General features: G+C 31.0%; 25 protein-coding genes and 1 tRNA gene. 22 read left to right on the top strand and 4 right to left on the bottom strand.

Going from position 1 to position 24,277, the window contains the following annotated elements; all coding sequences use genetic code 11:
- The first annotated feature begins 98 nt into the window (after positions 1 to 98).
- The 22 genes from rsxC (at position 99) to nfi (ending at position 21,124) form a co-directional block, all read left to right on the top strand.
- On the top strand, positions 99 to 1,415 hold the full coding sequence (gene rsxC / locus Y592_RS08390; protein ID WP_075666533.1) for an electron transport complex subunit RsxC: 1,317 nt from the start codon (positions 99 to 101) through the stop codon (positions 1,413 to 1,415).
- Positions 1,415 to 2,371 carry an RnfABCDGE type electron transport complex subunit D gene (locus Y592_RS08385; RefSeq protein WP_075666532.1) on the top strand — a complete coding sequence of 319 codons (957 nt, stop codon included), beginning with the start codon at positions 1,415 to 1,417 and terminating at the stop codon, positions 2,369 to 2,371. The genes rsxC and Y592_RS08385 overlap by 1 nt, the downstream gene beginning before the upstream one ends.
- Positions 2,368 to 3,048 carry an RnfABCDGE type electron transport complex subunit G gene (locus Y592_RS08380; RefSeq protein WP_075666531.1) on the top strand — a complete coding sequence of 227 codons (681 nt, stop codon included), beginning with the start codon at positions 2,368 to 2,370 and terminating at the stop codon, positions 3,046 to 3,048. The genes Y592_RS08385 and Y592_RS08380 overlap by 4 nt, the downstream gene beginning before the upstream one ends.
- Complete coding sequence (gene rsxE, locus Y592_RS08375) at positions 3,038 to 3,652, top strand: electron transport complex subunit RsxE (RefSeq protein ID WP_075666530.1); 615 nt, start codon at positions 3,038 to 3,040, stop codon at positions 3,650 to 3,652. The genes Y592_RS08380 and rsxE overlap by 11 nt, the downstream gene beginning before the upstream one ends.
- On the top strand, positions 3,649 to 4,224 hold the full coding sequence (rsxA, locus tag Y592_RS08370; protein WP_075666529.1) for an electron transport complex subunit RsxA: 576 nt from the start codon (positions 3,649 to 3,651) through the stop codon (positions 4,222 to 4,224). The genes rsxE and rsxA overlap by 4 nt, the downstream gene beginning before the upstream one ends.
- Positions 4,225 to 4,269: 45 nt before the next feature.
- Positions 4,270 to 4,345, top strand: a tRNA-Gly gene (locus Y592_RS08365).
- A 49-nt stretch (positions 4,346 to 4,394) separates the two neighbouring features.
- Complete coding sequence (locus tag Y592_RS08360; RefSeq protein ID WP_075666528.1) at positions 4,395 to 5,663, top strand: SLC13 family permease; 1,269 nt, start codon at positions 4,395 to 4,397, stop codon at positions 5,661 to 5,663.
- A 14-nt stretch (positions 5,664 to 5,677) separates the two neighbouring features.
- Complete coding sequence (locus tag Y592_RS08355; protein WP_075666527.1) at positions 5,678 to 6,616, top strand: calcium/sodium antiporter; 939 nt, start codon at positions 5,678 to 5,680, stop codon at positions 6,614 to 6,616.
- A 12-nt stretch (positions 6,617 to 6,628) separates the two neighbouring features.
- On the top strand, positions 6,629 to 8,080 hold the full coding sequence (gene guaB, locus Y592_RS08350) for an IMP dehydrogenase (RefSeq protein ID WP_075666526.1): 1,452 nt from the start codon (positions 6,629 to 6,631) through the stop codon (positions 8,078 to 8,080).
- Between the two features lie 175 nt (positions 8,081 to 8,255).
- Positions 8,256 to 9,953, top strand: coding sequence for a methyl-accepting chemotaxis protein (locus tag Y592_RS08345; RefSeq protein WP_075666525.1), 1,698 nt, complete (start codon positions 8,256 to 8,258; stop codon positions 9,951 to 9,953).
- A gap of 83 nt (positions 9,954 to 10,036) precedes the next feature.
- On the top strand, positions 10,037 to 11,464 hold the full coding sequence (gene aglB, locus Y592_RS08340; RefSeq protein WP_075666524.1) for a cyclomaltodextrinase: 1,428 nt from the start codon (positions 10,037 to 10,039) through the stop codon (positions 11,462 to 11,464).
- Positions 11,465 to 11,474: 10 nt separating this feature from the next.
- The gene (locus tag Y592_RS08335) at positions 11,475 to 12,173 is read left to right on the top strand and encodes a class I SAM-dependent methyltransferase (protein ID WP_075666523.1); all 699 of its coding nucleotides are present in this window, start codon (positions 11,475 to 11,477) and stop codon (positions 12,171 to 12,173) included.
- Positions 12,174 to 12,263: 90 nt separating this feature from the next.
- Complete coding sequence (gene nadX, locus Y592_RS08330) at positions 12,264 to 12,998, top strand: aspartate dehydrogenase (protein WP_075666522.1); 735 nt, start codon at positions 12,264 to 12,266, stop codon at positions 12,996 to 12,998.
- 5 nt (positions 12,999 to 13,003) lie between these two features.
- Positions 13,004 to 13,915, top strand: coding sequence for a quinolinate synthase NadA (nadA, locus tag Y592_RS08325; protein WP_075666521.1), 912 nt, complete (start codon positions 13,004 to 13,006; stop codon positions 13,913 to 13,915).
- Position 13,916: 1 nt separating this feature from the next.
- Positions 13,917 to 14,726, top strand: coding sequence for a carboxylating nicotinate-nucleotide diphosphorylase (gene nadC / locus Y592_RS08320; protein WP_075666520.1), 810 nt, complete (start codon positions 13,917 to 13,919; stop codon positions 14,724 to 14,726).
- A gap of 185 nt (positions 14,727 to 14,911) precedes the next feature.
- The gene (gene fabF / locus Y592_RS08315; RefSeq protein ID WP_075666519.1) at positions 14,912 to 16,135 is read left to right on the top strand and encodes a beta-ketoacyl-ACP synthase II; all 1,224 of its coding nucleotides are present in this window, start codon (positions 14,912 to 14,914) and stop codon (positions 16,133 to 16,135) included.
- Position 16,136: 1 nt separating this feature from the next.
- Positions 16,137 to 16,544: a 3-hydroxyacyl-ACP dehydratase FabZ gene (gene fabZ, locus Y592_RS08310; RefSeq protein WP_075666518.1), complete on the top strand. Its 408-nt coding sequence runs from the start codon at positions 16,137 to 16,139 to the stop codon at positions 16,542 to 16,544.
- 4 nt (positions 16,545 to 16,548) lie between these two features.
- Complete coding sequence (fabK, locus tag Y592_RS08305) at positions 16,549 to 17,478, top strand: enoyl-[acyl-carrier-protein] reductase FabK (RefSeq protein ID WP_075666517.1); 930 nt, start codon at positions 16,549 to 16,551, stop codon at positions 17,476 to 17,478.
- Positions 17,478 to 17,981 carry a biotin transporter BioY gene (locus Y592_RS08300; protein ID WP_075666516.1) on the top strand — a complete coding sequence of 168 codons (504 nt, stop codon included), beginning with the start codon at positions 17,478 to 17,480 and terminating at the stop codon, positions 17,979 to 17,981. Before fabK ends, Y592_RS08300 begins: the two co-directional genes overlap by 1 nt.
- Positions 17,978 to 18,862: an ACP S-malonyltransferase gene (locus tag Y592_RS08295; RefSeq protein ID WP_075666515.1), complete on the top strand. Its 885-nt coding sequence runs from the start codon at positions 17,978 to 17,980 to the stop codon at positions 18,860 to 18,862. Before Y592_RS08300 ends, Y592_RS08295 begins: the two co-directional genes overlap by 4 nt.
- A 773-nt stretch (positions 18,863 to 19,635) precedes the next feature.
- A complete protein-coding gene (locus Y592_RS08290; protein ID WP_075666514.1) occupies positions 19,636 to 20,445 on the top strand; it encodes a nucleotidyltransferase domain-containing protein in 810 nt (269 codons plus the stop codon).
- Between the two features lie 4 nt (positions 20,446 to 20,449).
- Positions 20,450 to 21,124 carry an endonuclease V gene (nfi, locus tag Y592_RS08285; RefSeq protein WP_075666513.1) on the top strand — a complete coding sequence of 225 codons (675 nt, stop codon included), beginning with the start codon at positions 20,450 to 20,452 and terminating at the stop codon, positions 21,122 to 21,124.
- Here nfi and Y592_RS08280 read toward each other — a convergent pair.
- Genes Y592_RS08280 through Y592_RS08265 form a run of 4 tightly spaced genes read right to left on the bottom strand, consistent with a single transcriptional unit; the run spans position 21,113 to position 24,276 of the window.
- A complete protein-coding gene (locus Y592_RS08280) occupies positions 21,113 to 22,270 on the bottom strand; it encodes an LCP family protein (RefSeq protein ID WP_075666512.1) in 1,158 nt (385 codons plus the stop codon). The genes nfi and Y592_RS08280 overlap by 12 nt on opposite strands.
- Positions 22,267 to 22,779, bottom strand: a complete 513-nt coding sequence (gene hpt, locus Y592_RS08275; protein ID WP_075666511.1) for a hypoxanthine phosphoribosyltransferase — start codon at positions 22,777 to 22,779, stop codon at positions 22,267 to 22,269. The genes Y592_RS08280 and hpt overlap by 4 nt, the downstream gene beginning before the upstream one ends.
- Positions 22,757 to 23,833 carry a tRNA 2-thiouridine(34) synthase MnmA gene (gene mnmA / locus Y592_RS08270; RefSeq protein ID WP_075666510.1) on the bottom strand — a complete coding sequence of 359 codons (1,077 nt, stop codon included), beginning with the start codon at positions 23,831 to 23,833 and terminating at the stop codon, positions 22,757 to 22,759. Before mnmA ends, hpt begins: the two co-directional genes overlap by 23 nt.
- A complete protein-coding gene (locus Y592_RS08265; protein ID WP_075666509.1) occupies positions 23,830 to 24,276 on the bottom strand; it encodes an RrF2 family transcriptional regulator in 447 nt (148 codons plus the stop codon). Before Y592_RS08265 ends, mnmA begins: the two co-directional genes overlap by 4 nt.
- Position 24,277: the final 1 nt, after the last annotated feature.

Below are 24,277 nucleotides of genomic sequence, written 5' to 3'. Positions count from 1 at the left end.
TATTATATCATATAAAATTTGTTTGTGAAAACTAAAAAAACTGTGTTATAATCATTCTCGGTGATGGTATAAAAGTCTATTCTGGGAGGTGTGGTGTCTTGAAGTTATCAACCTTTTTGGGAGGTGTTCATCCTCCTGAAAATAAGCATTTATCAAAAGATTATCCAATTAAGAAAGCACCTCTACCTGAAAAGGTATTGGTTTTTATGCAGCAACATGCTGGAAGCCCCGCAAAACCAGTTGTAAACAAGGGTGATAAAGTTAAAACAGGGCAGGTTATTGGTGAACCAACGGGTTTTATATCCTCTTATGTCCATTCGCCTGTTACGGGTACTGTAGTTGATGTTAAAAAGGTTACAAATGTTATTTTTGGAAAAGCGGTAGAAGTAGTGGAAATTCAAAGAGAGGGAGAAGATGAGTGGGAGTTACTACCACATGGTAATTATGAGGATTTTTCAAACGAGGAGTTAGTTGAGATTATAAAGAAAGCTGGAATTGTAGGGCTTGGTGGTGCCATGTTCCCAACTTATGTTAAATTAATGCCTCCAAAAGACAAGAAGATAGATTATCTTGTTATAAATGGTGCAGAATGTGAACCTTATCTTACAATTGATCATAGGATGATGTTAGAAAGACAAGAAGATATTTTGATTGGAATTGAGATAGTGAAAAAAATATTGGGAATAAAAAATGTGGCAATTGGTATTGAAGATAATAAGATGGATGTAATAAATTTACTTCAAAATAAATGGAAAGGAAAAGTTGATGTTATTCCATTAAAAACAAAATATCCCCAAGGTGCAGAAAAACAACTTATCTACGCAACTACTGGTAAGAAAGTACCCCGTGGAAAACTTCCAATGGATGTAGGGGTTGTAGTGTTGAACGTAAGCACTTTATATGCGATAAAAGAAGCGGTAATAGATGGAAAACCTTTAGTCGAAAGAGGATTAACTGTTACCGGCGAAGCAGTTAATAAACCAGGAAATTGGTGGGTTAGGATAGGCACTCCTATTTCTTGGGTAATCGAAAACCTTGGAGGAGGTTTTAAAGAAAACGTTGAGAATGTAAAAGTACTAATGGGTGGACCAATGATGGGAATCCCTATAAACAATATTGATACGCCTTTGGTAAAAGGTAACAATGGTATTACAACTTTAATACATAAAGAACAAAAAAGCACATTTTGCATAAGATGTTCATACTGTGTTAACGTTTGTCCAATGGGATTGCAACCTTATTTACTTGATTTATTAGGAAAGAAAAAAAGATATGATGAAGCAGTCGAAATTGGTTTGTTAGATTGTATTGAATGTGGTTCTTGTACATATATCTGTCCTGCAAAAATAGAACATGTAAAAACAATCAAATTGGCCAAAAAAGTATACAAGGCCCTGAGAGGGGGGAAGAAATAATGAAGTTAATAACGGGAAATGCACCACACGTAAGAGCAAATGACACTACTTCAAAAGTTATGATGGATGTCATTATAGCATTGATTCCTGCCATTATTGGAGCATGGTACTTTTTTGGTGGTTACGCACTATTTTTAATTTTACTTGGGGCAGTTACTGGTGAATTGTTTGAATTGTTTATAATGAGAGTGCTTAGAAATGATAAAAGTTTTACTCCAAATGGAAGTGCAGCCATAACGGGAATTTTGCTTGCAATGAATGTAAGTTCTGCAACTCCTTGGTGGGTGTTTTTGATAGGATTAGCTTTTGCATTAGGGATTGCCAAACATGCATTTGGTGGACTTGGAATGAATATTTTTAATCCAGCACTTGCTGGAAGGGCGTTTTTGCTTGTTTCATTTCCCGTGGCAATGACTACTTGGTACAAACCTGTGCTTTCTTTTACAAAATGGATTGATGTGCAAACATCAGCAACTCCACTTGCAATTTTAAAAGAAACTGGAAATGTTAATGTGGGTTATTGGGATTTGTTTATTGGAAATCGTGGAGGTTCAATTGGTGAAACAAGTGTCTTACTACTTTTGGTTGGATTTATATATCTTGTGATAAGAAAGAGAATAAAGATTATGATCCCAATTTCGTATATTTCTACAGTTTTTGTTATGTCTAGTGTATTTTATTTTGTAAATCCTTCTTTTGGAACTCCTTTATTTCATATTTTAAGTGGTGGGTTAATGCTTGGTGCTTTGTTTATGGCTACAGATATGGTTACAAGTCCCATGACAATCAAAGGCCAGGCAATTTTTGGAGTTGGTATTGGTGTTATGACATTACTTATAAGGTACTTTGCGGGATATCCAGAAGGAGTTTCGCTTTCTATTTTATTAATGAATGCTTTTGTTCCGTTAATTGATAAATATACGATGCCACGAATATTTGGTGAGGTGGAATCATGAAAGAAATGTTTAAAACGGGAATAATTTTAATGGTTTATACACTGATTGCAGGGTTAATACTAGGATATGTCTATGTTTATACGCAAGATGCAATAAAAATTGCAGAATTAAAAAATACTATTGATGCAGTAAAATTTGTTTTGACAGAAGATGGAAAATTAATTGTAGATAAAAATAAAATAAAAGATGCTGTTGTATCCGCTTCAAATAACCCAGAAGAAGAATTATTCAAGGCAGAAACAAGTGTTGTTGTTTCTCCTGTTTTTAAGTTTAGAACAAATAAAGGAAATGTTTACGTTTTAAAAGGATACGGAATAGGATATGGTGGTAAAGTAATTTCAGTTGCTTCATTTTTAGTAAAAGAAAATAGAATAGATTTGATGGCAATAAAGGTAATAGATTATTCACAGGAAACACCGGGATTAGGTGCAAAGATAGCAGAAGAGGTTTCGCAAAAGAGGTTTTATCCAATACCATACGAGGGTTTGAAAAATGGTGTAAAAGTTGATAAAGATGCGGGTAAAAGTAATCTCTCACCTGAAGATGCAAAAAAGATAGGAATAGTAAAAATTAGTGATGTTATGACTGGGGCAACTATTACTCCACGAGCTGTAGCAGCAACTTTGAACGCTATGTTTGAGTATTTGCAAAAGGAGGTGCTAAGAAATGGCCAGTAGAACTTGGAAGGAATTTTCTAAAGGATTTGTTGTTGAAAATCCCACATTTGTACAAGCTTTAGGCATGTGTCCTACTCTTGCAACTACTACAAGTGCAAAAAATGGACTTGGAATGGGAATAGCTGCTACTGTAGTTCTAGTTTTATCCAATATAGTCATTTCTCTTCTTAGAAAGGCAGTGCCCGAAAAGATTAGAATACCTATTTTTATAACTATAATAGCATCATTTGTGACAATGGTTGATTTGTTGATGCACGCATATGTATATGATCTTTGGAAAACATTGGGGCTTTTTATTCCATTAATAGTTGTTAATTGTTTGATAATGGGAAGAGCTGAAGCTTTTGCATCAAAAAATAATGTTTGGTATTCATTAATTGATGGTTTGGGAATGGGTTTGGGTTTTACTGCAAGTTTAACTTTATTAGGTGCTATAAGAGAATTATTGGGAAATGGTACGATATTCGATATAAAAATTTGGGGTAAAGCGTTTAATGTGTTTATAATGATACTTCCCCCTGGTGCATATTTAACATTGGGATTATTAGCAGCTTTATTTGCCTTTATTGGCATGAAAAGAAAAGAAAGGGGGAAGGTTAAATGAAGGTATTTTTAATTTTACTTTCTGCAATGCTTGTTAATAATTATGTTTTTATAAGATTTTTGGGTATATGTCCGTTTTTAGGTGTTTCTAAAAAAATGGATACAGCATTTGGAATGGGGCTTGCTGCCACCTTTGTGCTTGTTATGTCATCAACGATTTCTTGGTTTTTGGATAGATTGTTAATAAGTTTGGGACTTGAATTTTTGAGAACAATTGTTTTTATTCTTGTAATAGCATCATTTGTACAATTTGTTGAGTTATTTTTGAAGAAAAATAATCCAAATTTATATGATGCTTTGGGAATTTTTCTTCCTCTTATCACTACAAATTGTATAATTCTTGGTGTAGCTCTTATTAACAGTATGAGTAATTACAATTTACTTGAGGCAATATTCAATGCACTGGGAGCAGGTTTGGGATTTTTGCTTGCGTTAATTGTTTTTAGCGCAATAAGGGAAAAGCTTGAGTTATACGATGTTCCAAAACCTTTTGAAGGATTACCTTTGGCTCTAATAACTGCTTCACTCTTATCTCTGGCTTTTATGGGATTCCAAGGTATGATAAAAATATGAACTTGAAAACTTTATTATCCTTTGATATAATATTTAATGAGATTAGCGGGTGTAGCTCAGTTGGTAGAGCATCAGCTTCCCAAGCTGAGGGTCGCGGGTTCGAATCCCGTCGCCCGCTCCAGGGCCATATGTGCCCTTTTTTTTTTAATTTAAAAACAGGGGTGGAATAATTGAGTGTAGATGCAATTATTGCTTTAATAATATTTGTTATCGTATACTACTTAATTATTTCAGAAAAGATACATAGGTCTATTGCTGTTGTTTTAGGGGCTTTTATTTTAACATTTTTTGGAGTTTTTGAAGACCCAGATTATTTGTTTAAAAATTATGTGGATTTCGATACTATATTTTTATTGATTGGAATGATGCTTTTAGTTTCTACAATTAAAAGTGTTGGATTTTTTGAATACGTTGCATTTTGGATAATAAAATTTTCAAAGAATTCTTTACTAAAGATTTTTTTGCTTATTAATTTTTTTGTTGCACTGTTTTCAGCTTTTATTGATAATGTCACTACTGTAATGATTTTTATACCTATTACTTTGGCAATTGCCGATGCAGCCAACATCGATCCTACCTTTTTTGTACTTTCAGAGGTTTTTAGTTCAAACATTGGAGGAACTGCAACACTAATTGGAGACCCACCTAATATTTTAATAGGTAATGCTGCACGTTTAACATTTAACGATTTTATTTTAAATACTGCATTCCCAACAATTATAACGCTATTAATCGTGTTAATTATATTTTTGATTAAATACAAAAAGTTTCTATCTAATAAAATAGAATTTAATTTTAATGAACTTTCGATATCAAAGAAAAATTTAATAAAATCGTTTATTTTGCTTTCAGTTGTAATATTGCTTTTTGCCCTTCAAGAAAAATTACAGATTCACAGCTCTATTATAGCTTTTGGTATGGGATTTGTTTCTATTTTAGTTATTGATCCAAAAAACTTGGAAAAACATTTTGCAGAAATTGAGTGGAGTACTATATTTTTCTTTATAGGTTTGTTTATTATTACAGGTGCTTTAGAAGATACGGGAATTTTAAAACAAGTTGCCTTGGTTTTGAGTGAAAATTTTGGGAATTCACCCAGATTATTTGGTTTGGGTTTGATAGTTATGTCATTCTTTGTGAGTGGATTTTTTGATAATATTCCGTTTACGGCAACTATGATTCCGGTAATAAAAATGTTGCCATCAATAAACTCATCTTTTTCAAATTTGATGCCGTATTGGTGGGCACTATCATTGGGAGTTTGCTATGGTGGAAACTTTACTCCAATTGGTGCATCTGCAAATATTGTTGCAATTACTATGCTTGTAAGATATTCCAAGAAAAACGTTTCATTCAAAGATTTTTTTAAGTTTTCAGTTATTCCTTCTTTGGTCTCTTTGATTGTTTCTATCGTTTATATAGAAATTAGATATTTTTAAAGGGAGTGGCATGTATGATTTTAAACCTTTTAGGCCTTATAATTGGATTTGTTTTATTAATAAAGGGAGCAGATTGGTTAGTTGATGGGGCAGTTTCAATTGCTCTGGGTTTGGGAATTTCGAAAATTGTCGTAGGACTTTCAGTTGTAGCATTTGGAACTTCACTGCCTGAATTGGTTGCTTCGTTGGTTTCTGTTGTAAAAGGACATAGTAGCGTATCCATATCTAACGTCGTGGGGAGTAATATAGCCAATATTGCAATTGCTCTAGCTTTGGCAGCTTTAATTTCAAATATTAAGATAGAAAAAAATACATCTATGGTTGAAATACCTTTTATGATTATCTCTACAGTAGTTTTTACGGTACTTTTTTTAAGAGAAAAAATTTTAATGTGGAATTACGGAGTAGTTTTTGTTTCACTTTTAATTATTTATCTTTATTATTTAATTAAAAGTGACAAAGAAATGGTAGAAAAAGAATTTGAATCTGAAGCAAAAGTTTACAAAACAAATATAGCTTTTCTTCTTGTAGGTGTAGGTGTTTTAGGTATTTGGTTAGGTGGAGAGCTCACAATAGATAATGTAGTGAAAATAGCAAAATATTTTCATCTTAGTGAAACGTTTGTGGGATTGACAATCGTTGCTATAGGGACTTCATTACCAGAAATAGTTGTAAGTTTAATTTCAGCTTTAAAAAGAGAACAAGATATATTAGTTGGAAACATAGTCGGAAGTAATATTTTTAATATTTTATTTATTTTAGGGGTTAGTTCTTTGATAGGCACTTTGGGAATTGATGTTAAAAGCTTTACTTTAGACCTTATTATAATGAATTTATTATCTATTTTGTTATTCTTGTTTGCGATTTTTAGGAAAAAGATAGGAAAATTAGAAGGTATAGTATTTTTAACTATCTATATAATTTACATATATCAAATCATTTTAAGAAAATAGGGGGGTGTAGTTATGAGAGAGGCATTAACTTTCGATGATGTGCTTCTTATTCCAGGGTATAGTGAAGTTTTACCTGCAGATGTAGAAGTAAAGACAAGATTAACACGGCAAATTAGTTTAAATATACCACTTGTAAGTGCTGCTATGGATACAGTTACTGAAGCGGAACTTGCAAAAGCTATAGCAAGAGAAGGTGGTATAGGAATAATCCATAAAAATTTATCTATTGAAGAACAAGCGCATCAAGTTAAGATTGTTAAAAGGACTGAAAATGGTATAATAGATGACCCTGTTACAATTTCTCCAGATATTAGCGTAGAAGAAGCAGAAAAAATAATGGCAGAGTATAAGATAGGAGGACTTCCAGTTGTCGATGAATCCAATAAATTATTGGGATTGATTACAAATAGAGATATAAGATTTGAAAGGAATTTAAAAAAAACTGTAAAAAAATTGATGACTCCTGTTAGTGATTTAATAGTTGCTAATGAGGGAATTTCTCTTGAGGAAGCAAGAGATATTTTACACGAAAACAAAATAGAAAAACTACCTATTGTAAGATCCGATGGTACTCTTTCGGGACTTATTACTATCAAAGACATAAGGAGCGTTGTAGAGCATCCAAACGCATCGAGAGATAAGAAAGGAAGACTTTTAGTTGGCGCAGCAGTTGGAACAAGTGAAGATACTTTACTAAGGGTGGAAAAATTAATTTCCGCAGGAGTAGATGTTATAGTTGTTGATACAGCACACGGACATTCAAAAAAAGTTATAGAAACTCTGGTGAAAATAAGAGAAAATTTTCCTCATATTTCAATTATTGCCGGGAATGTGGCAACGGCAGAAGCAACGGAAATGTTAATAAAATCAGGCGCTGATGCTGTAAAAGTAGGAATTGGGCCTGGTTCGATTTGTACTACAAGGGTAGTTGCAGGTATTGGAGTCCCCCAATTAACAGCAATATTTGATTGCGTTAGCGTGGCAAAAAAATACGATGTACCAATAATAGCTGATGGTGGGATTAGATTCTCTGGTGATATAGTTAAAGCTCTAGCTGCAGGTGCTGAAGCGGTAATGTTGGGTAGTATCTTTGCAGGAACTGAAGAAGCACCAGGAGAAACAATTTTATATCAAGGAAGAAAATATAAGTCATATAGAGGAATGGGATCGCTAGGTGCTATGAACAGAGGAAGTGCAGATAGATATTTTCAAAGTAAAAACCAAAAATTTATACCTGAAGGTGTTGAAGGAATGGTACCATATAAAGGTGATGTTAAAGATGTTGTATATCAATTGATAGGCGGACTTCGCTCAGGAATGGGGTATGTCGGAGCAGCAACTATAAAAGAATTACATAAAAAAGCTAATTTTATAAAAATTACCGCCGCATCGGTTAAAGAAAGTCATCCTCATGATATAATAATAACTAAAGAACCACCTAATTATTGGTCTAAAAGTGTATAGGTTGAATAATAAATCCGGTATTTAATACCGGATTTATTTTGTATTTTTAATTAAATGTTTATACATTTGTTTTAATTAATTAGTAACATTGTTAAATCAAAGATAACCATTGTAATTTATATGTAGTACAATCTAAATTAAGGATATAAAAAATATATGAAGTAGGTGAGAGAATATGAAGTTGAAAAGTTTATCAAGTTTGATAATGTTTTTGACTATTGGTACTGTGATATTTGTTTCTATTTTTTTCTTGTGGTTCAGTTATGTTAATTTTTATAAAGAGTTAAGGTATGAAAAAATAGATAAGGTAAAAAGTGTGGTTGAAAGTGCATATGGTATTGTGGAAAATATCTACAAAATGGAGAAAAATGGAATTATAGATCATAATAAGGCAATAGATTTTGTGAAAAGATATATTTCTTCAATGAAATTTGATGGGAGTAATTACGTATTTATTTTTAATGAAAAATATGTTGGAATTGTACATCCGACTTTGGAAAACAAAAAAGCAAATAATATAAGAGATCCAAAAGGAAGGTTAATACTTGTTGATTTAGTAGATGGTGCAAAAAGAAACGGTGAGTTTATATACGAATATGTTTGGAATAAACCATCGTTGGGAAAAGATGTAGGTAAAATTTCATATGCAAAGTGGTTTGCCCCATACAAATTTATGATTGGAGCAGGAGTTTATATTGATGATATTAATAAAATAGTAAATAGTTTTTTCATTAAAAATTTGATTACAATATTAATAATTCTTGGAATTACTTTCATAGTTGTACTTTATATAGGAAAAGGTATAAAAAGAGATGTAAAAAAAGTTGCTTTAGTTGTTGAAAATGTTTCTAAAGGAGTTTTATCTGAGAAAGTACAAGTAGATAGGAAAGATGAAATAGGTAAAATAGCAAATTCATTAAACAATATGATTGATGGTTTAAGAACAACAGTTTCTTCTCTTACTAAAAATTCGAAAAACTTAGAGGAGTCATCGCAAAGTTTGTACGAAATTTCAAATAAGGAAAAAGATGTAGCCGAAAATTTGGTGAAGACATTTGGAAAAGTTGTTTCAGATTCGCAAAATATTTCGGCATCGCTTGAAGAGATAAATTCAAGCATTGAGGAAGTTGCGGCAAGTGCACAAGCTGTTTCTAAAGCTTCGATGGAATTAGCAGAACGTTCTAATGAAATTTCTGAAAGCGTAAAAGATGGAGCAAACTCTGTAAGTAGAGTATATGAAATAATCGAGAAAGGATATAACGAAATTTTGTATACTGCTAAAATGGTTGACGAATTATCTTTGTCTGCTGCAAATATTAAAGAAATATTAGAAACAATTAATGGAATTTCTGAACAAACAAATTTACTTGCACTAAATGCTGCGATTGAGGCTGCAAGAGCAGGAGAAGCTGGTAAAGGGTTTGCAGTGGTTGCTGATGAAATTAGAAAACTTGCGGAAGAAAGCAAAAAAGCGACAAATAATATTGCAAACATTTTAGAAAAAATAAGGGAAAATGCCAATATAGTTAATGAAAATACAAAAAATACAGTTACAAGCATAAAAGATGCGGCAGATTTTTCAAAAGATGTTAAGGTAAAACTTGAAAAAATTGAAGAAGAAATATTTGGGATTACGAATATGATTAATAATACAGCTGCATCCGCTCAGGAGCAAAGTGCAGCAGCAGAGGAAATGTCTAGTGCAGTTGATAGTACAACTAGAACGCTCTCAGAACAAGTACATATGATTGAATTAAATAAGGATATGCTTGATGATCTTGAAAAGGGAATAACAAAATTAAATACGATGAGTAATGATTTAAAGAAAGTAGTTACTGTTTTAAACAAAATAGTAAATAGTTTCAGATTTTAGGTGTATTTTAATAAAGAAACTGCACTGGTTTTCCAGTGCAGTTTTTTGTGATATACTTTTTTCCAGAAACAGGAGGTGTTTTGATGAGATTTCCTATACCATCTTGGGCATTCGATTCTGTAATATATCAAATATTTCCAGATAGGTTTTTTATTGGAAACGGTTCAAATGTTGAGTTGAAAAGAAATCTTTACGAAAAAAGAGGAGGAAGAATAGAAAATTGGGATGTTCCTCCAAAAAAAAAGGAGAGAAGCGAGCACGTAAAGGTATTTTACGGAGGAGATTTATGGGGGGTTGCCGATAAAATTAGTTACTTAAAGGAATTGGGAGTAAATGTTATTTATTTAACACCGATATTTTTATCAAATTCCAATCACAAGTATGATGCCATCGATTATTTTAAAGTTGATCCTCAATTTGGAGGAATAAAAGCATTAAAGAAGCTTTTAAAAAAATTGCATAAGGGAAACATGAAATTGATTTTAGATGGAGTTTTTAATCATGTTGGAAAAGAGAATGTATATTTTAAAAAGGCCTTAAAGGGTAATAAGTCTTTTAAAAATATGTTTGTTTTTTATGAGAAGCATTATAGGGGTTGGTGGGGAACAAAGAGTTTACCAGAACTTGTTTTGGAAGAAATATCTGTCAAAGAATACATTACCAATGTTTTGATTAAATATCTTGAATTGGGAATTGATGGTTGGAGATTAGATTGTGGCCAGGATCTTGGCCCAGAGTTTAGTAGATATATAACTTCAAAAGTGAAAGGTTTTTCTTCAGAAAAGTATGTGGTAAGTGAACTTTGGACGTATCCTGCAGGATGGGATATGGTTGACGGAGTAATGAACTACCATTTTAGAGAAAATATAATATCCTACGTTAAAGGGACTAATAAAAATTTTGGACTTTATCTTGAAAGAATGTATAAAGAAACAAGTAATATTTTAACATGCTGGAATATGTTAGATAGTCATGATACGGAAAGACTTGCTACAATAATTGAGGATAAATTTTTGAGGATGTTTGCAATATTTCTTCAGTTTACTTATCCCGGTGTACCTGTAATATATTATGGGACAGAAATTGGTATGGATGGTGGTCCTGATCCAGAGTGTAGAAAGACAATGGATTGGAATGAAAATAATTGGGATATAGAATTAAGGGATTTTTATAAAAGAATTATTAAATTAAGAAGAAAAGAACCAGCTTTGCGTTATGGAGGGTTTGAATTGTTAAATAATGACCCAATCGTGTTTATGAGAAAAACCCCTATGGTTTTGGATAATCTGATTGTATATGGAAATATCTACGATAAACCATATGAATTAATTGTAAATTTACCCGATAATAGAATCTTGAGCGGAACTGAATATGTTGATTTATTTAATGATGAAAAATACTATGTTAAAGGTGGAACATTGCAGATAAGGATGTCACCACGTTCTTTTGGAATTTTAAAATTGAAAAATACCATAGTAAATAACTATGATCAATATAAAAGAATAAGTTAGGAGGTTAGTTGTGAAATCGTATGAATATTATGAAAAAATAGCTCACTTATACGATCAAATGTATGAAGATGAGGAATGGACAATTTTAAGACAGGCCGTACAAATTTATATAGAAAATGTAATTGGTTCATTAAGTGGCAAAGTATTGGATGTGGGAACTGGGACAGGATATTGGCTGAATTTTTTTTTGAAAAAGAATTTTCAAGTGTATGCCATTGAACCTTCAAAAAAAATGTTAGAAATAGCTAAAAGAAAGTATAAAGACAAGGTAAAGTTTTTCAACACGAAAATTGAAGAGTTTGAATTTGAAGACAGATTTGACATCTTAAACTTGCAAGGAGACGTTTTGAGTTATATTGAAGATTTGGATTTTGTAATGAAAAAAATGAAAAATTTAGTTAAGAATAAAGGATATATATTTGCAACTGTAGATAGTTTCTATTTTATGAGAAGGCAGATAATAAAATATGGAAATTTAAAAGAACTAAGAGACTTTGATAGAACGCATATTACCACTGTTGGATCACAGTATGGAACTTTTAAATCTAGGTGCTTTACTGTTGAGGATATTTTAAATCTCAAAAGGTATGGATTTGAAGTTATTGATATAAGGGGATGTGGTCTTTCAAAAGTATTATCTGAGGAATTAAAAAACTCGTATTTAATAAAAGAAGCAGAGCATATATTTTTTGCATTGAGAAAGTTATAAAAACAAGGGTAACCTTTACCCTTGTTTTTTTAGTCACTGAGTTGACAAATGTAATTATCAGATGTAAAATATTTTCGGAGGTGAAGACAGATGAAACCAATGTTTTTGGGATTTGGAAATTCAACGAAGATAATTTTAAAAGAATTAAAAGATATTATTGATGATTTTTATTACTATGATGAGAAAAAAATAACAAGTGACTTGGGGATTAGATTAGAAAATTTTTCTATTCCAGAAGATTGTGATATGGTTATAGAATGTGCATCTGTTGGAGCGGTAAAAAAATATTACAGAGAAATTTTAGATTCAGGAAAAGATTTTTATATTTTAAGTACAGGTGCATTTGCAGATTCAACTTTTAGGAATAATTTTATGAAAAAAATTGTAGATTCTAAATCTAACATTTATATACCATCTGGGGCTATTGGAGGATTAGATGTTATTTATTCAATTAGAAAATATATTGATAAAGTATTTTTGAAAACTTTCAAACCACCAATTTCTTTTGGAAGAAATGATAAAAAAAGGGAGTTAATTTTTAGTGGAAATGCAATAGATGCCATAAATAGATTTCCAAAAAATACCAATGTTTCCGTCACTTTGTCGCTAGCAGTTGGAAGTTTTGAAAAAGTATTGGTGGAAATTTATTCAGAACCAAATGTTGAGAAGAATATACATAAAATTGAAGCAATTTCAAGTGTGGGAAATTACACATTTACCTTTGAAAATAATCAATCTCCCAATCCTAAAACAAGTTTGTTAGCTCCACTAACTTTAGCGGCGGTTTTGAGAAAAAATTTTGAAAAAATAAAGATAGGAGGTTAATATTTATGGAACTCTTGAAAAAAAAGATAAAAAAATTAGCAAAGGAAAAAGGGTATATAATTCTTGCACATAATTATCAAAGTAGAGATATACAGGAAATAGCGGATTATTTGGGGGATTCTTTGCAACTTGCAAGGCTTGCTACAAGAATTAAAGACGAAAAAATCTTATTTTTAGGCGTAGATTTTATGGCAGAAACTATAAAGATTTTAAATCCTAATAAAAAAGTTATAGTTCCCGCGAGATCAGCTACTTGTCCTATGGCTAATTCCCTTACATCAGAGCTTATAATAGCTGCGAAAAAAAAGTATAATGTTCCATTTGTCATATATGTCAATAGCACAGCACAATCAAAAATGTATGCAGATTTTGCGTGTACTTCAGCAAACGCAGTAGAAATAGTAAAAAAAATAGATAGTGATACAGTTCTTTTCGGACCTGATAAGAATCTTGCAAGTTATGTAGCAGAAAAAACCGGAAAGAAAATTATTCCCGTTCCTGGTGAAACAGGTTATTGTTATGTTCATAACTATATAACTAAAGAAGATGTTTTGGAGTTAAAAAAGAAGTATCCCAAGGCAAAAGTTATATCGCATCCAGAGGTTTCTAAAGAAATAAGAGAAATATCTGATTATATTGGAAGTACATCACAAATGGAAAAGTTTCCTAAATTAGATAAAGGAAATGAATATATAGTTGTAACAGAAAAAGATATGGTTGTTAAGTTGAGAAAAATCTATCCAAAAAAGATGTTTATACAAATTGATGGTGCAATTTGTAATAACATGAAAAAGAATAATTTAAAGAATATTTTATTGGCATTGGAAAAAGAACAATTTGAAGTAGAAGTTCCTTTGGAAGTCTCTGAAAAGGCAAAGATCCCAATAAAAAATATGTTTAAACTTATGGAGGTATAAAATGATAAATAAAATTATTGAATGGATTGAAAAGGATGAAGGGTTGATTGATTTTGCATCGTATCCTTTGAAAAATAAATATGTAGAGGCTGAAATAGTTTTGAAACAAGATGCAGTGTTATCGGGAATAAAGATTGTAAAGCATATTTTTAAGCATTATGATTTGGAATATAAAATAAATTTTCATGATGGCGATTTTGTAAAAAAAGATAGCATTTTATTAACTTTAAACGGCAATGCATACAACATTTTAGTAATAGAGAGAACTGTTCTAAATATTTTATCACTAATGAGTGGAATAGCTACAAAGGTGAGAAAGTTTGTGGATATTGCTAAAGATTTTGGAATTACAATATCTGCTACAAGAAAAATAATTCCTTTAATTGGAGATCTTGAAAAATTAGCAGTATTAGACGGTGGAGGAAACACACACAGATTAAATCTTTCTGATACTGTTATGATTAAAGATAACCACAAAAAAATATACGGATCAATAAAGAAAGCAGTTAATCAGATTTCAAAGATAAAGCCCTTTACCTCTAAAATAGAAGTAGAAATTGAAAACTTTAAAGAATTGGAAGAAGTATTAGATTTAGATGTGGATATTGTCATGTTGGATAATTTTAATCCAAAAGATGCAAAAAAGGCTGTAGAATTAATAAAAAATAAAAAGAACATAATAGTAGAAGTTTCAGGTGGAATTTGTGAAGAAAATCTGAAAGATTATTTGATAAATGGAGTTGATGTAATTTCAATTGGAAGGTTAACAAGCGAAATAAAATACATTGATATTTCAATGGAAATTTGCTAGTAAATAAATTTTTAAAAATCCGGAGAATTCCCTCCGGATTTTTTTATTTTAAATTTAAATTATTGCAACAAACAAAATTGTGAATATGTGAAAAGCATAATATTTAAAAGTAATTATAAGTTTGCTTGACTTAAAAAAGTTAAATTGATATAATTTTATCAGATGATTTAAAGGAGGGTGATAATGTGAGAAGAGTTTTAATTACAGGTATGGGGACCATTAATCCGCTGGGAAAAAACGTAGAGGAATTTTCCAATAGCTTAAAAAATACAGTTGTAGGAATAGATAAGATCTCTAGCTTTGATCCTAGTGATTTGCCTGTACAAATTGCTGGTGAAGTAAAAAATTTCAAACCAGAAGAATATATTGACAGAAAATTATCCAAAAGAATTGATAGATATTCACAATTTGCGTTAGTTGCAGCAAAAGAAGCGATTGAATCGTCTAGAATAAATTTTGAAGGGATAGAGGATAGAGTTGCGGTAATCATTGCAAGTGGAATGGGAGGATTTTTAACTTTAGATAATCAAAATGAAGTGTTTAAGAAAAGAGGAGCAAATAGAGTAAGCCCATTTATGATACCGATGTTGCTTTCCAATATGGCCAGTGGAGTTGTGTCGATGGTATATGGTTTGAAAGGTCCGAATTTTTCCGTGGTAAGTGCATGTGCAAGTTCAATTCATGCAATTGCTTTAGGGACGATGTTAATAAGACATGGATATGTGGATGTTGCTATAGTAGGAGGTGCAGAAGCTACAATTGCTCCACTGCCAATAGCAGGATTTGCTGCAATGAAAGCTCTTTCAACAAGAAATAATGACCCCAAAAAAGCTTCAAGACCTTTTGACAAGGACAGGGACGGATTTGTAATGTCAGAGGGTGCAGGAGTCTTAGTGTTAGAATCTGAAGATTTTGCAAGAAAGAGGAATGCGGAAGTTTTAGCGGAGGTTAAAGGTTTTGGTATGAATGACGATGCGTATCATTTTAGTGCGCCGCATCCTGAGGCAACAGGTTCAAAAGCTGTAATGAAAATGGCTTTAAACGATGCAAAAATGGAGCCGAGTAACATAGACTTGGTAAGTTGCCATGCGACAAGTACTCCTGTAGGTGATGAACTCGAAGCCAAAGCAATTCTGGATATTTTTGGTGATAAAGATGTATTTGTTAATTCGACTAAAGCTTTAACAGGTCATCTTTTGGGGGCGGCAGGAGCTGTTGAAACAATAGCTGCTTTGATTGAAATGAAAGAAGGATTTATTCATGGAATGCCAAATTTGGAAAACCCAGATGAAAATTCATCAAAAATTAATATTGTAAAGGACAGTGTAAATTATAGGGTAAATAACTTTTTGAAAAATTCTTTTGGTTTTGGTGGACACAATGCGTGTATTGTTGTAGGGAGGTATTAACATGGATAAAAGCGAAATAATGAAAATACTTCCGCATAGAGAACCAATTCTTTTAGTTGATAGAGTGTTAAAAAAAGAAGAAAAAAAGATTATTGCAGAGAAAGATATTATATCAACCCTTGAAGTATTTAAAGGTCATTTTCCTGATTATCCGATATATCCTGGCGTGTATATAATAGAAGGGATGGCACAGGCGGCTGGAATTATGCTTTTAAAAGGTGATGATATTCCTTTATTTCTTGGAATTGATAATGCAAGATTCAAAAAAGAAGTAAGACCGGATTGTATATTGAGGTACGAAGTTGAATTGAAGAATATTAAATCAAATATCGTATTTGTTGAAGGAAAAGCATACGTGGAAAACAAAGTTGTGGCTAAAGCAATACTAATGTTGGGAATGAAGAGGTGATTTAATGAATAGAATATGTAAGCTATTAGATATAAAATATCCCATCCTCATGGGTGGTATGTCTTGGGCGGGAACTGCAAAATTAGCTGCGGCTGTTTCAAATGCTGGTGGATTGGGAATTATTGGTGCAGGTCCAATGAAGGCAGATGATTTGGAAAATGAAATTGAAAGAGTAAGAAATTTAACGGATAAACCTTTCGGCATTAATATTATTTTGGTTTCTCCATATGTGGAAGAATTAATAGATGTAGTTATTGAAAAGAAAGTTCCAGTTGTTACATTTGGTGCAGGAAATCCTACAAAATACATAAAAAGATTAAAAGAGAATAATATTAAAGTAATTCCAGTAGTTGCTTCTGATAGTCTTGCAAGAATGGTAGAAAGAAGTGGAGCAGATGCAGTAATTGCTGAGGGTATGGAATCAGGCGGGCATATTGGTGAAGTTACGACCTTTGTTCTTATAAATGCAGTTTCAAGAAAGGTAAAAATTCCCGTTATTGCTGCCGGTGGGATATCTGATGGCAGAGGAATGGCTGCAGCATTCGCGTTAGGTGCAGAAGGAATACAAATGGGTACAAGATTTATAGCTTCCAAAGAAGCAGAAGTACATGAAAATTTCAAAAAATTAATATTAAAATCTGGAATTAGAGATACCGTAATAACTGGTGCTGCGTTAGGACATTCTGCGAGAGTTGTAAAGACAAAATTTTCAAAGGTAGTTCGTAAATTGGAAGTTTCAAGTCCACAAGAGGCAGAAAGTATTCTTGTGGGTAGTTTGAGAAAAGCAGTTATTGATGGTAATACAGATGAAGGTTCTTTTATGGCGGGTCAATCTGTAGGATTGATAGATGATGTAAAGACTGTTGATGAAATTATTCGAGAAATTGTAAGTGAATATAAGGAGGTAATTTTAGGGTTAAAGGGGGGATTTTAATGAAAACAAAAGAGTTGGCACTAGTTGCACTTTTTGTTACTCTAACTATTGTGGGGGCTCAAATAAGTATTCCAATTGGTACAGTACCAATTACTTTGCAGGTTTTAATGATTTTTATAACAGGATATTTTTTAAAACCATTTTATGCATTTTTAGTCCAGGTAATATATTTGGCTTTAGGTATAATTGGATTACCAGTTTTCGCCGGATTTTCCGGAGGAATAGTTCATCTTTTTGGTCCTACTGGAGGGTACTTAATGGCTTTTCCGGTTGCGGCGTTAATTGTTGGTTTTTCTAAAAAAGATTATTTTTCTATGCTCATCTATGGAATTTTGGGACTTGCTATAATTTATTTATTTGGTTTTTCTGTGTTAGCATATCATTTGAAAAGTTTTTCAAAAGCGTTTTTTGTCGGTGTACTTCCATTTATTGGAATTGATTTTGTAAAGATGGTTTTAGCAGTTGTTATTTCAAAAAGAGTTTTGAAGGTGGTGGAAGCATGAGGGCGTTTTTGTTTCCAGGACAAGGTTCGCAATATTCCGGAATGGCTGAAGATTTTTCCGTGTTACCAGATTGGAATTATTATAGTAAAAGGGCAGAAGAAGTTTTGAACTTAAATTTGATTGATATAATGAATGGTAATGAAGAAGTATTGAAACTTACAGAGAATGCACAACCTGCAATATATTTGGCAAGTTATGTTGGATATAAATTTTTAGAGAAAAATGGTGTAACCTATCATATTACAGCTGGACATAGTTTGGGAGAATATACAGCATTTGCTGCCGCAGGGGTTTATGATTTTGATTTTGGAATATACTTGGTAAGAAAGAGAGGAGAGTATATTTCAGAAGCAATAGAACCAGGTAAAGGTAGTATGGCAGCTGTCTTGAGAATTTCCCCATCACAAGTTGAAGAATTAGTGAAAAATTATGAAGGACTTTATGTTGCAAATTATAATTCGTCAACTCAAACTGTGATAAGTGGATTAAAAATATCTATAGACAAGTTTATAAATGATTGCAAAGAAAAAGGAATTAGAGTTGCAGAATTAGTAGTTTCAGGCCCATTTCATACTCCTTTTTTAAAAAGTGCAAGGGAAAAATTGATTGGTGAAATAGAACATGTTAAATTTAATAAACCAAAAGTTCCTATTGTCTTAAATAGTACAGGAAAAGCATCAACTGATCCAGAAGAGTTAAAATATTATTTATTGGAGCAAATAGCTGGCCCGGTGTATTGGTATCAATCAATAAAATATATGTTAGCTTTAGGTGTAACCGAGTTTATTGAAATAGGGCCAAAGAATGTATTATTAAATATGCTAAAAAGAGAAAGAATAAATATAAAACATTTTAGAGAATTTGAAAATGTAAAGTTATAAAAATCCCCCGTCTTGGGGGATTTTTATTTTAAGTATTTAACTATAAAATTATAATACTACGAGAAAAATGAGGCTGTTTAAAAAATAAACAATAAATAAATTAAAAAGCACAAAATACCTATTCTAGCAATAAACAAAAAAATTGTTACATATAAGTTGTAGAATAGGAACTTTAATAAAGCTAATATTCCTGCCAAATCTTCTCTGTATGAATATACATATTCACCAAATTTTGTTTTTATATTACCAAATAATCCTTTTTTTCAGAATTACTTTGCGCCTTACATGATTTTTTACTTATCTTACACACATACATCTCATCCAGAAACATTCAAAATAACACTTTGTGAATGAATTCTCTAAGCTACTTTCTTAAAGTAAAGTGTTCCAATTTCTAATGTCTCTTTAAATGAAAGAACAAATAGTTCTTTTAAAACTGCTAAGGAAAAAATTAAAACATCTATGTATTTTTAGTTATACTTTTGAAGATAAATTTTTGATAATGTTGTGGTAGAATATTGTTGTGAAATTTTTTGATAAGTTTATGTTTGTTTTTTTCATACTACTTATAATAAGAGAATAGATCAATAATATTTTTTTAACAATGTATTCTTTTGTTATAAGTACTTAGCTAATGATAAGTATTTCCAATTTATTATTTAAAACAAATATTGAACAAATAACAAATACAAAAATTAAAAATAACTAAAAATCTTAATAAAAAAATATTTAGATTTCATTAAATTCATTAAAATATTATGGGGTGTTGAAAAATGAAACAATTAAATGCAATCAACACAATTTCTAGATTAGTTAAAAAGGATCCGGCTGTACGTGCAATATTTGTTAAAGGTTCAGTTGCACGTGGTGAAATGGATATTTATTCAGATGTTGATTTTTACTGTCTTGTGAAAAACGACAAATTAGAAGAATTTTTAAATAGGCGTTTACATTATCTGAAACAATACAGGCCATTACTTTACTGGTCCGAAGTAAATTTTGTTGGACCTCAAATTGTTGCTGTTTTTGACAACGGGCTACATTTTGATTTTTATACTGTCACTGTTAGTAATTTACCAAAAACTGACCAAATAAAAATAATCCACGATCCTGAAGGTCTTTTAAATAATTATAAAGCAGAAAAACTTTCTATAACTGAGGAAGATTTTATAAGATATTTCAATTCTTTTTCCTTTACTATGTTAGAATTTGTATCAGCTTACAAAAGAAATGATTTAATATGGGCTTCAAGACTTGGAAGTAATTTATGTGGAGATTTAGCTGTAATTTTAAGATATATTTACGATAGAAACAATTCAAAACTAGGATTTAAAAGGTTATACAAAAATTTAGACAAAAACTTGTATAAAAAATTACACAAGGCGATGGATTTTTTAGGCCCATCTTATTTACCCAAAGGTGTAATAATGTTAACTGAAATTTTAAAAGATACAATTGAAAAAATACCAAATGAAGTTATAAGAAAAATAAATATTAAATTTTTCGAATATATGTACGATAGAATTATCAAACTCAAACAAGAAGACAAAAAGAAAATTAGCATACAAAACTCAAAAGGGTGAAATTATGATATACAAAAAATTACACAATTGGAACATAACTCCAAAAGAAGCTATAAACATTCAAAATGAATTGAAAAAATTATTAAAATTTAAAAAGTTTGAAAAAGAAACCTTTCTAGTTGCGGGGGTTGATCTTTCATTTCCAAATAAATACGGATTGGCAGTAATTGTAGTTCTAGATCAAAAATTTAACATCAAAGAAATTGTACATCACATTGAAAAAGTAAAATTTCCTTACATCCCTGGATTACTCGCTTTTAGAGAAGGCCCTATATTTTTAAAAGCTTGGGAAAAATTAAAAACAAATGTAGATATTGTTTTTTTTGATGGACATGGTATTGCACACCCAAGAAAACTAGGAATAGCTAGTCATATGGGGCTTTGGATTGAAAAACCAACAATTGGAATCGCAAAAAGTAAATTGGTAGGAAATTACAAAGAACCCGAAAAAAAACATGGGAGTTTTTCATATCTGGAATACAGCGGCGAAAGACTAGGTATAGTATACAGAAGCAAAGATAATGTCAAGCCCATTTTTATATCACCTGGATATTTAATAGATATAGGATCTAGTCTCAAAATAACAAAATTATTTATCGGAAAATACAAACTTCCAGAACCAACAAGACTAGCTCACATTTACACACAAAAAATAAAGAAAAAATTTCTATCCTGTTAAAATAACTATAAAATCAATTGGAAAGTTTATATAGCTTCTTTCAGAAGATAACGTTTCAATTATCAAATAATATTCCTCTAAGTGATCTTTTGCATATTTTATAGCAAACCTTCTTTTTGGATGTACTACTTTTACTATGTTACTGACAGTTTGAATATTTATACTTTCATCTAAAACATACACCGTATCTTCTTTTAAAGATAATTTGGGCAAGTTATATATTTTTTCTGGAATGAAACCTGCCGCCTTCCACATATAATATAAATTCACGTTATATGTTCTTGTTTGAGTTTTCGTATTGTTTAATATATAAAAATTGAAACTATTCTCCTCTTTTTTTTCTCCATTAAAAGCTTCTCTATAATTTTTCAAATCACCTGGATAGATATTTCCATCCACATCATACTTTACGGGAAAAGATATATTTTTCAGATTAAACCCATTTCTAAAATTTACTGCTAAATAAACAAGTTCTGAAGTTTTAACATTTGTCTCTATCATATCAAAAACCTTTTTAAACGTTTTAGATAAAGTAAAGATATCTTTTTTAAGTGCTGTTTTTAAAAGCTGTTCAATAATATATTTTTGTCTTTCTATTCTTCCAAGATCACCTCTAAAATCCTTTCTAAATCTCATAAAAGCAAGGAGCTCTTCACCATATAAATTGTGTAATCCTGGTTCAAAATTAATTATCAAATTTTGAGAATAATCAGTATATTTCATAGGTTGATCTATATAAACCTCAACTGGACCTATTTCATCACCAATGATCTTTATTACATCATAATCAACTATTGCATATCTATCTATTTTCTTATTCAAAAATCCTTCTACCAATTTTATCAAAGCATCTAAACCATTTCTTTGATAATATGAGTTTATTTTTTTTCCATCTATTATTAGATCTCTTGGAATACTGGAAATTTTTATATTTTTTGTCTTAGCATTTACACTTAAAAACATTATTACATCTGTTCTTCTAGTACCTTGAATATCTTTATCTAAACCTAACACCAAAAAATTCGTTTCCTCTTTAAGAGGAGAATATATCACATATAATATTATCCTAAACCAAGGAATTAAAACTATTCCTAATGAAAACAATGTAATAATAATCCCAACTGTAATTAATAAACTTTTTCTCATTCCATATAACCTATATAAGGAATATTTCTATATTTTTCATCAAAATCCAAACCATATCCAACTACAAACTTATCTTCAATATCAAAACCAATAAAATCTGCACTAACAATTGGCTTCTTTGAAGGTTTTTTAAGCAAAGTAGCTACCTTCAAATCTTTAGGATTATATCTATTCAAGTATCCTAAAATATACGATAACGTTTGCCCAGTATCCAAAATATCTTCAACCACTAAGACATATTTACTTTCAATAGGTTCATCTATCCAACTTTTTACCCTAATTCTTCCAGTAGATTCCATCCCACTATAACTTGAAACATGAATAAAAGAATATTCAACATTTAAATCAATATTCTCAACCAAATCCGTAAAAAAGTGTATAGCACCTTTCAGAACACAAACAGCATGAATTGTGTCCGTTTTTTCTTTATAATAATTCGTAATTTCAGCTCCTAATTCTCTAATACGATTTTTCAATTTTTCTTGATCAATCAAAACCTTTAAATCCATTCCATCCCTCCTCTTCAATAATTCCTGATACCACTACCGCTCCATCATCGTCATAAATTACCGCTATTTGGCCAGGAGTAATAGCAAATACCGGTTCTTCAGTCTTCACAAACAATCTTCCATCTAAAAAATATGCCTTACATTTAACTTCTTTGAACTTTTTTCTAACTTTAACATATCCTAGTAGAGAGTTAGATACATCTTGTAAAAAATTTAATTTCGAAACGGTAAACTTTTTGTTAAACACTTCATCCTTTTCGCCTACAATCAACAAATTATTTTCAAAATCTTTTTTTAACACATACAATCTTTTCCCAGTTGCAATTCCTATTTTCCGTTGTCCAATTGTGTAATTTGGTAATCCTTTATGAGTCCCCAAAATATTTCCTTTAGTATCTATTATCAATCCTGGATTAAAATTCACACCATTCTCACTTAAAAAGTTATAAATATCGTTATCAGGTATAAAACACAAATCTTGAGAGTCTTCCTTTGAATGCACATGAATATCCAATTTTTTCGCAATTTCTCTAATTTCTTCTTTTTCATATTCACCATTTGGAAATAACAAATGTCCCAATTTTCCACGTTTTATAGAAGCTAAAAAATAGGACTGATCCTTCTCTTTACTCTTTGCCTTGTACAACTTACCGTTTTTTACAATTGCATAATGACCTGAAGCAACATAGTCATTACCATCTTCTAAGATTTCATCAAGTAAAAACCCAAACTTAATCCAATCATTACAAAAAAAACAAGGGTTGGGAGTTCTTCCCTTTCTATATTCATCTAAAAAATATTTAACTATCGTTTCCTTAAATACATCTTCAACATGTACTATTTTCATTTCTACATCGAATTTTTTTGCTACTTTCATTGCATCAAAAGTATCTGATGGACTACAACAAACTTTATGTTTTATTTCTTTTGTCAAGTAAACCGAATCTGGAATTGTTTTAATATGATAAGCAGTAACATCATACCCTTTTTGCTTTAAAAGGTATAAAGCAACTGCACTATCAACTCCTCCACTTAATGCAACACCTACCTTTATAATTTGCTCCTCCTTTCATACTTCTCACACTTTTTTGTATAAGACTTTCGTAAATCTTCCAAAGTTACAGATCTCAATGACTGTGAAAACCTATCCATAACTATTTGCCATACTTCATTTACAGTGCAAATTTCAGGTGAAGTCTTAATTTTCCCCGGTTCTACAAAACACGTAATCACAGAAGTTATATCATCCACAGCTGTCACAATATCGTAAATGGTTATTTCATCGGGATTTTTAATAAGCTTGTAACCTCCAAACTTTCCCCTAGATGATGATAAAATCCCGGCTGATACCAATTTGGACAAAATTTTTTGTGCAAATTCATATGGTATTTTATTTTTACACCTTTCAATCAATCCTTTTGTACTAAGTTGCTTATTCTCAACAGACAAAAGAAGCAATAACCTCAACGCATATTCACTTTTCATCGTAACTGCCATA

It is taken from the genome of Thermosipho sp. 1070 (assembly GCF_001682135.1).
Taxonomy (GTDB): domain Bacteria; phylum Thermotogota; class Thermotogae; order Thermotogales; family Fervidobacteriaceae; genus Thermosipho; species Thermosipho affectus.
Note: the sequence above shows the minus strand (reverse complement) of the source record. Positions and strands in the feature narration are given on the sequence as shown.

Excerpts from the sequence above, each read along its gene's own strand:
- nadC (WP_075666520.1), top strand. The coding sequence starts at position 13,917 with ATGATAAATAAAATTATTGAATGGATTGAAAAGGATGAAGGGTTGATT.
- nfi (WP_075666513.1), top strand. The coding sequence starts at position 20,450 with ATGATATACAAAAAATTACACAATTGGAACATAACTCCAAAAGAAGCT.
- fabK (WP_075666517.1), top strand. The coding sequence starts at position 16,549 with ATGAATAGAATATGTAAGCTATTAGATATAAAATATCCCATCCTCATG.
- rsxA (WP_075666529.1), top strand. The coding sequence starts at position 3,649 with ATGAAGGTATTTTTAATTTTACTTTCTGCAATGCTTGTTAATAATTAT.
- Y592_RS08385 (WP_075666532.1), top strand. The coding sequence starts at position 1,415 with ATGAAGTTAATAACGGGAAATGCACCACACGTAAGAGCAAATGACACT.
- aglB (WP_075666524.1), top strand. The coding sequence starts at position 10,037 with ATGAGATTTCCTATACCATCTTGGGCATTCGATTCTGTAATATATCAA.
- guaB (WP_075666526.1), top strand. The coding sequence starts at position 6,629 with ATGAGAGAGGCATTAACTTTCGATGATGTGCTTCTTATTCCAGGGTAT.
- nadX (WP_075666522.1), top strand. The coding sequence starts at position 12,264 with ATGAAACCAATGTTTTTGGGATTTGGAAATTCAACGAAGATAATTTTA.
- Y592_RS08265 (WP_075666509.1), bottom strand. The coding sequence starts at position 24,276 with ATGGCAGTTACGATGAAAAGTGAATATGCGTTGAGGTTATTGCTTCTT.
- nadA (WP_075666521.1), top strand. The coding sequence starts at position 13,004 with ATGGAACTCTTGAAAAAAAAGATAAAAAAATTAGCAAAGGAAAAAGGG.
- Y592_RS08295 (WP_075666515.1), top strand. The coding sequence starts at position 17,978 with ATGAGGGCGTTTTTGTTTCCAGGACAAGGTTCGCAATATTCCGGAATG.
- Y592_RS08300 (WP_075666516.1), top strand. The coding sequence starts at position 17,478 with ATGAAAACAAAAGAGTTGGCACTAGTTGCACTTTTTGTTACTCTAACT.
- Y592_RS08280 (WP_075666512.1), bottom strand. The coding sequence starts at position 22,270 with ATGAGAAAAAGTTTATTAATTACAGTTGGGATTATTATTACATTGTTT.
- Y592_RS08345 (WP_075666525.1), top strand. The coding sequence starts at position 8,256 with ATGAAGTTGAAAAGTTTATCAAGTTTGATAATGTTTTTGACTATTGGT.
- rsxE (WP_075666530.1), top strand. The coding sequence starts at position 3,038 with ATGGCCAGTAGAACTTGGAAGGAATTTTCTAAAGGATTTGTTGTTGAA.
- fabZ (WP_075666518.1), top strand. The coding sequence starts at position 16,137 with ATGGATAAAAGCGAAATAATGAAAATACTTCCGCATAGAGAACCAATT.
- Y592_RS08355 (WP_075666527.1), top strand. The coding sequence starts at position 5,678 with ATGATTTTAAACCTTTTAGGCCTTATAATTGGATTTGTTTTATTAATA.
- Y592_RS08380 (WP_075666531.1), top strand. The coding sequence starts at position 2,368 with ATGAAAGAAATGTTTAAAACGGGAATAATTTTAATGGTTTATACACTG.
- Y592_RS08290 (WP_075666514.1), top strand. The coding sequence starts at position 19,636 with ATGAAACAATTAAATGCAATCAACACAATTTCTAGATTAGTTAAAAAG.
- hpt (WP_075666511.1), bottom strand. The coding sequence starts at position 22,779 with ATGGATTTAAAGGTTTTGATTGATCAAGAAAAATTGAAAAATCGTATT.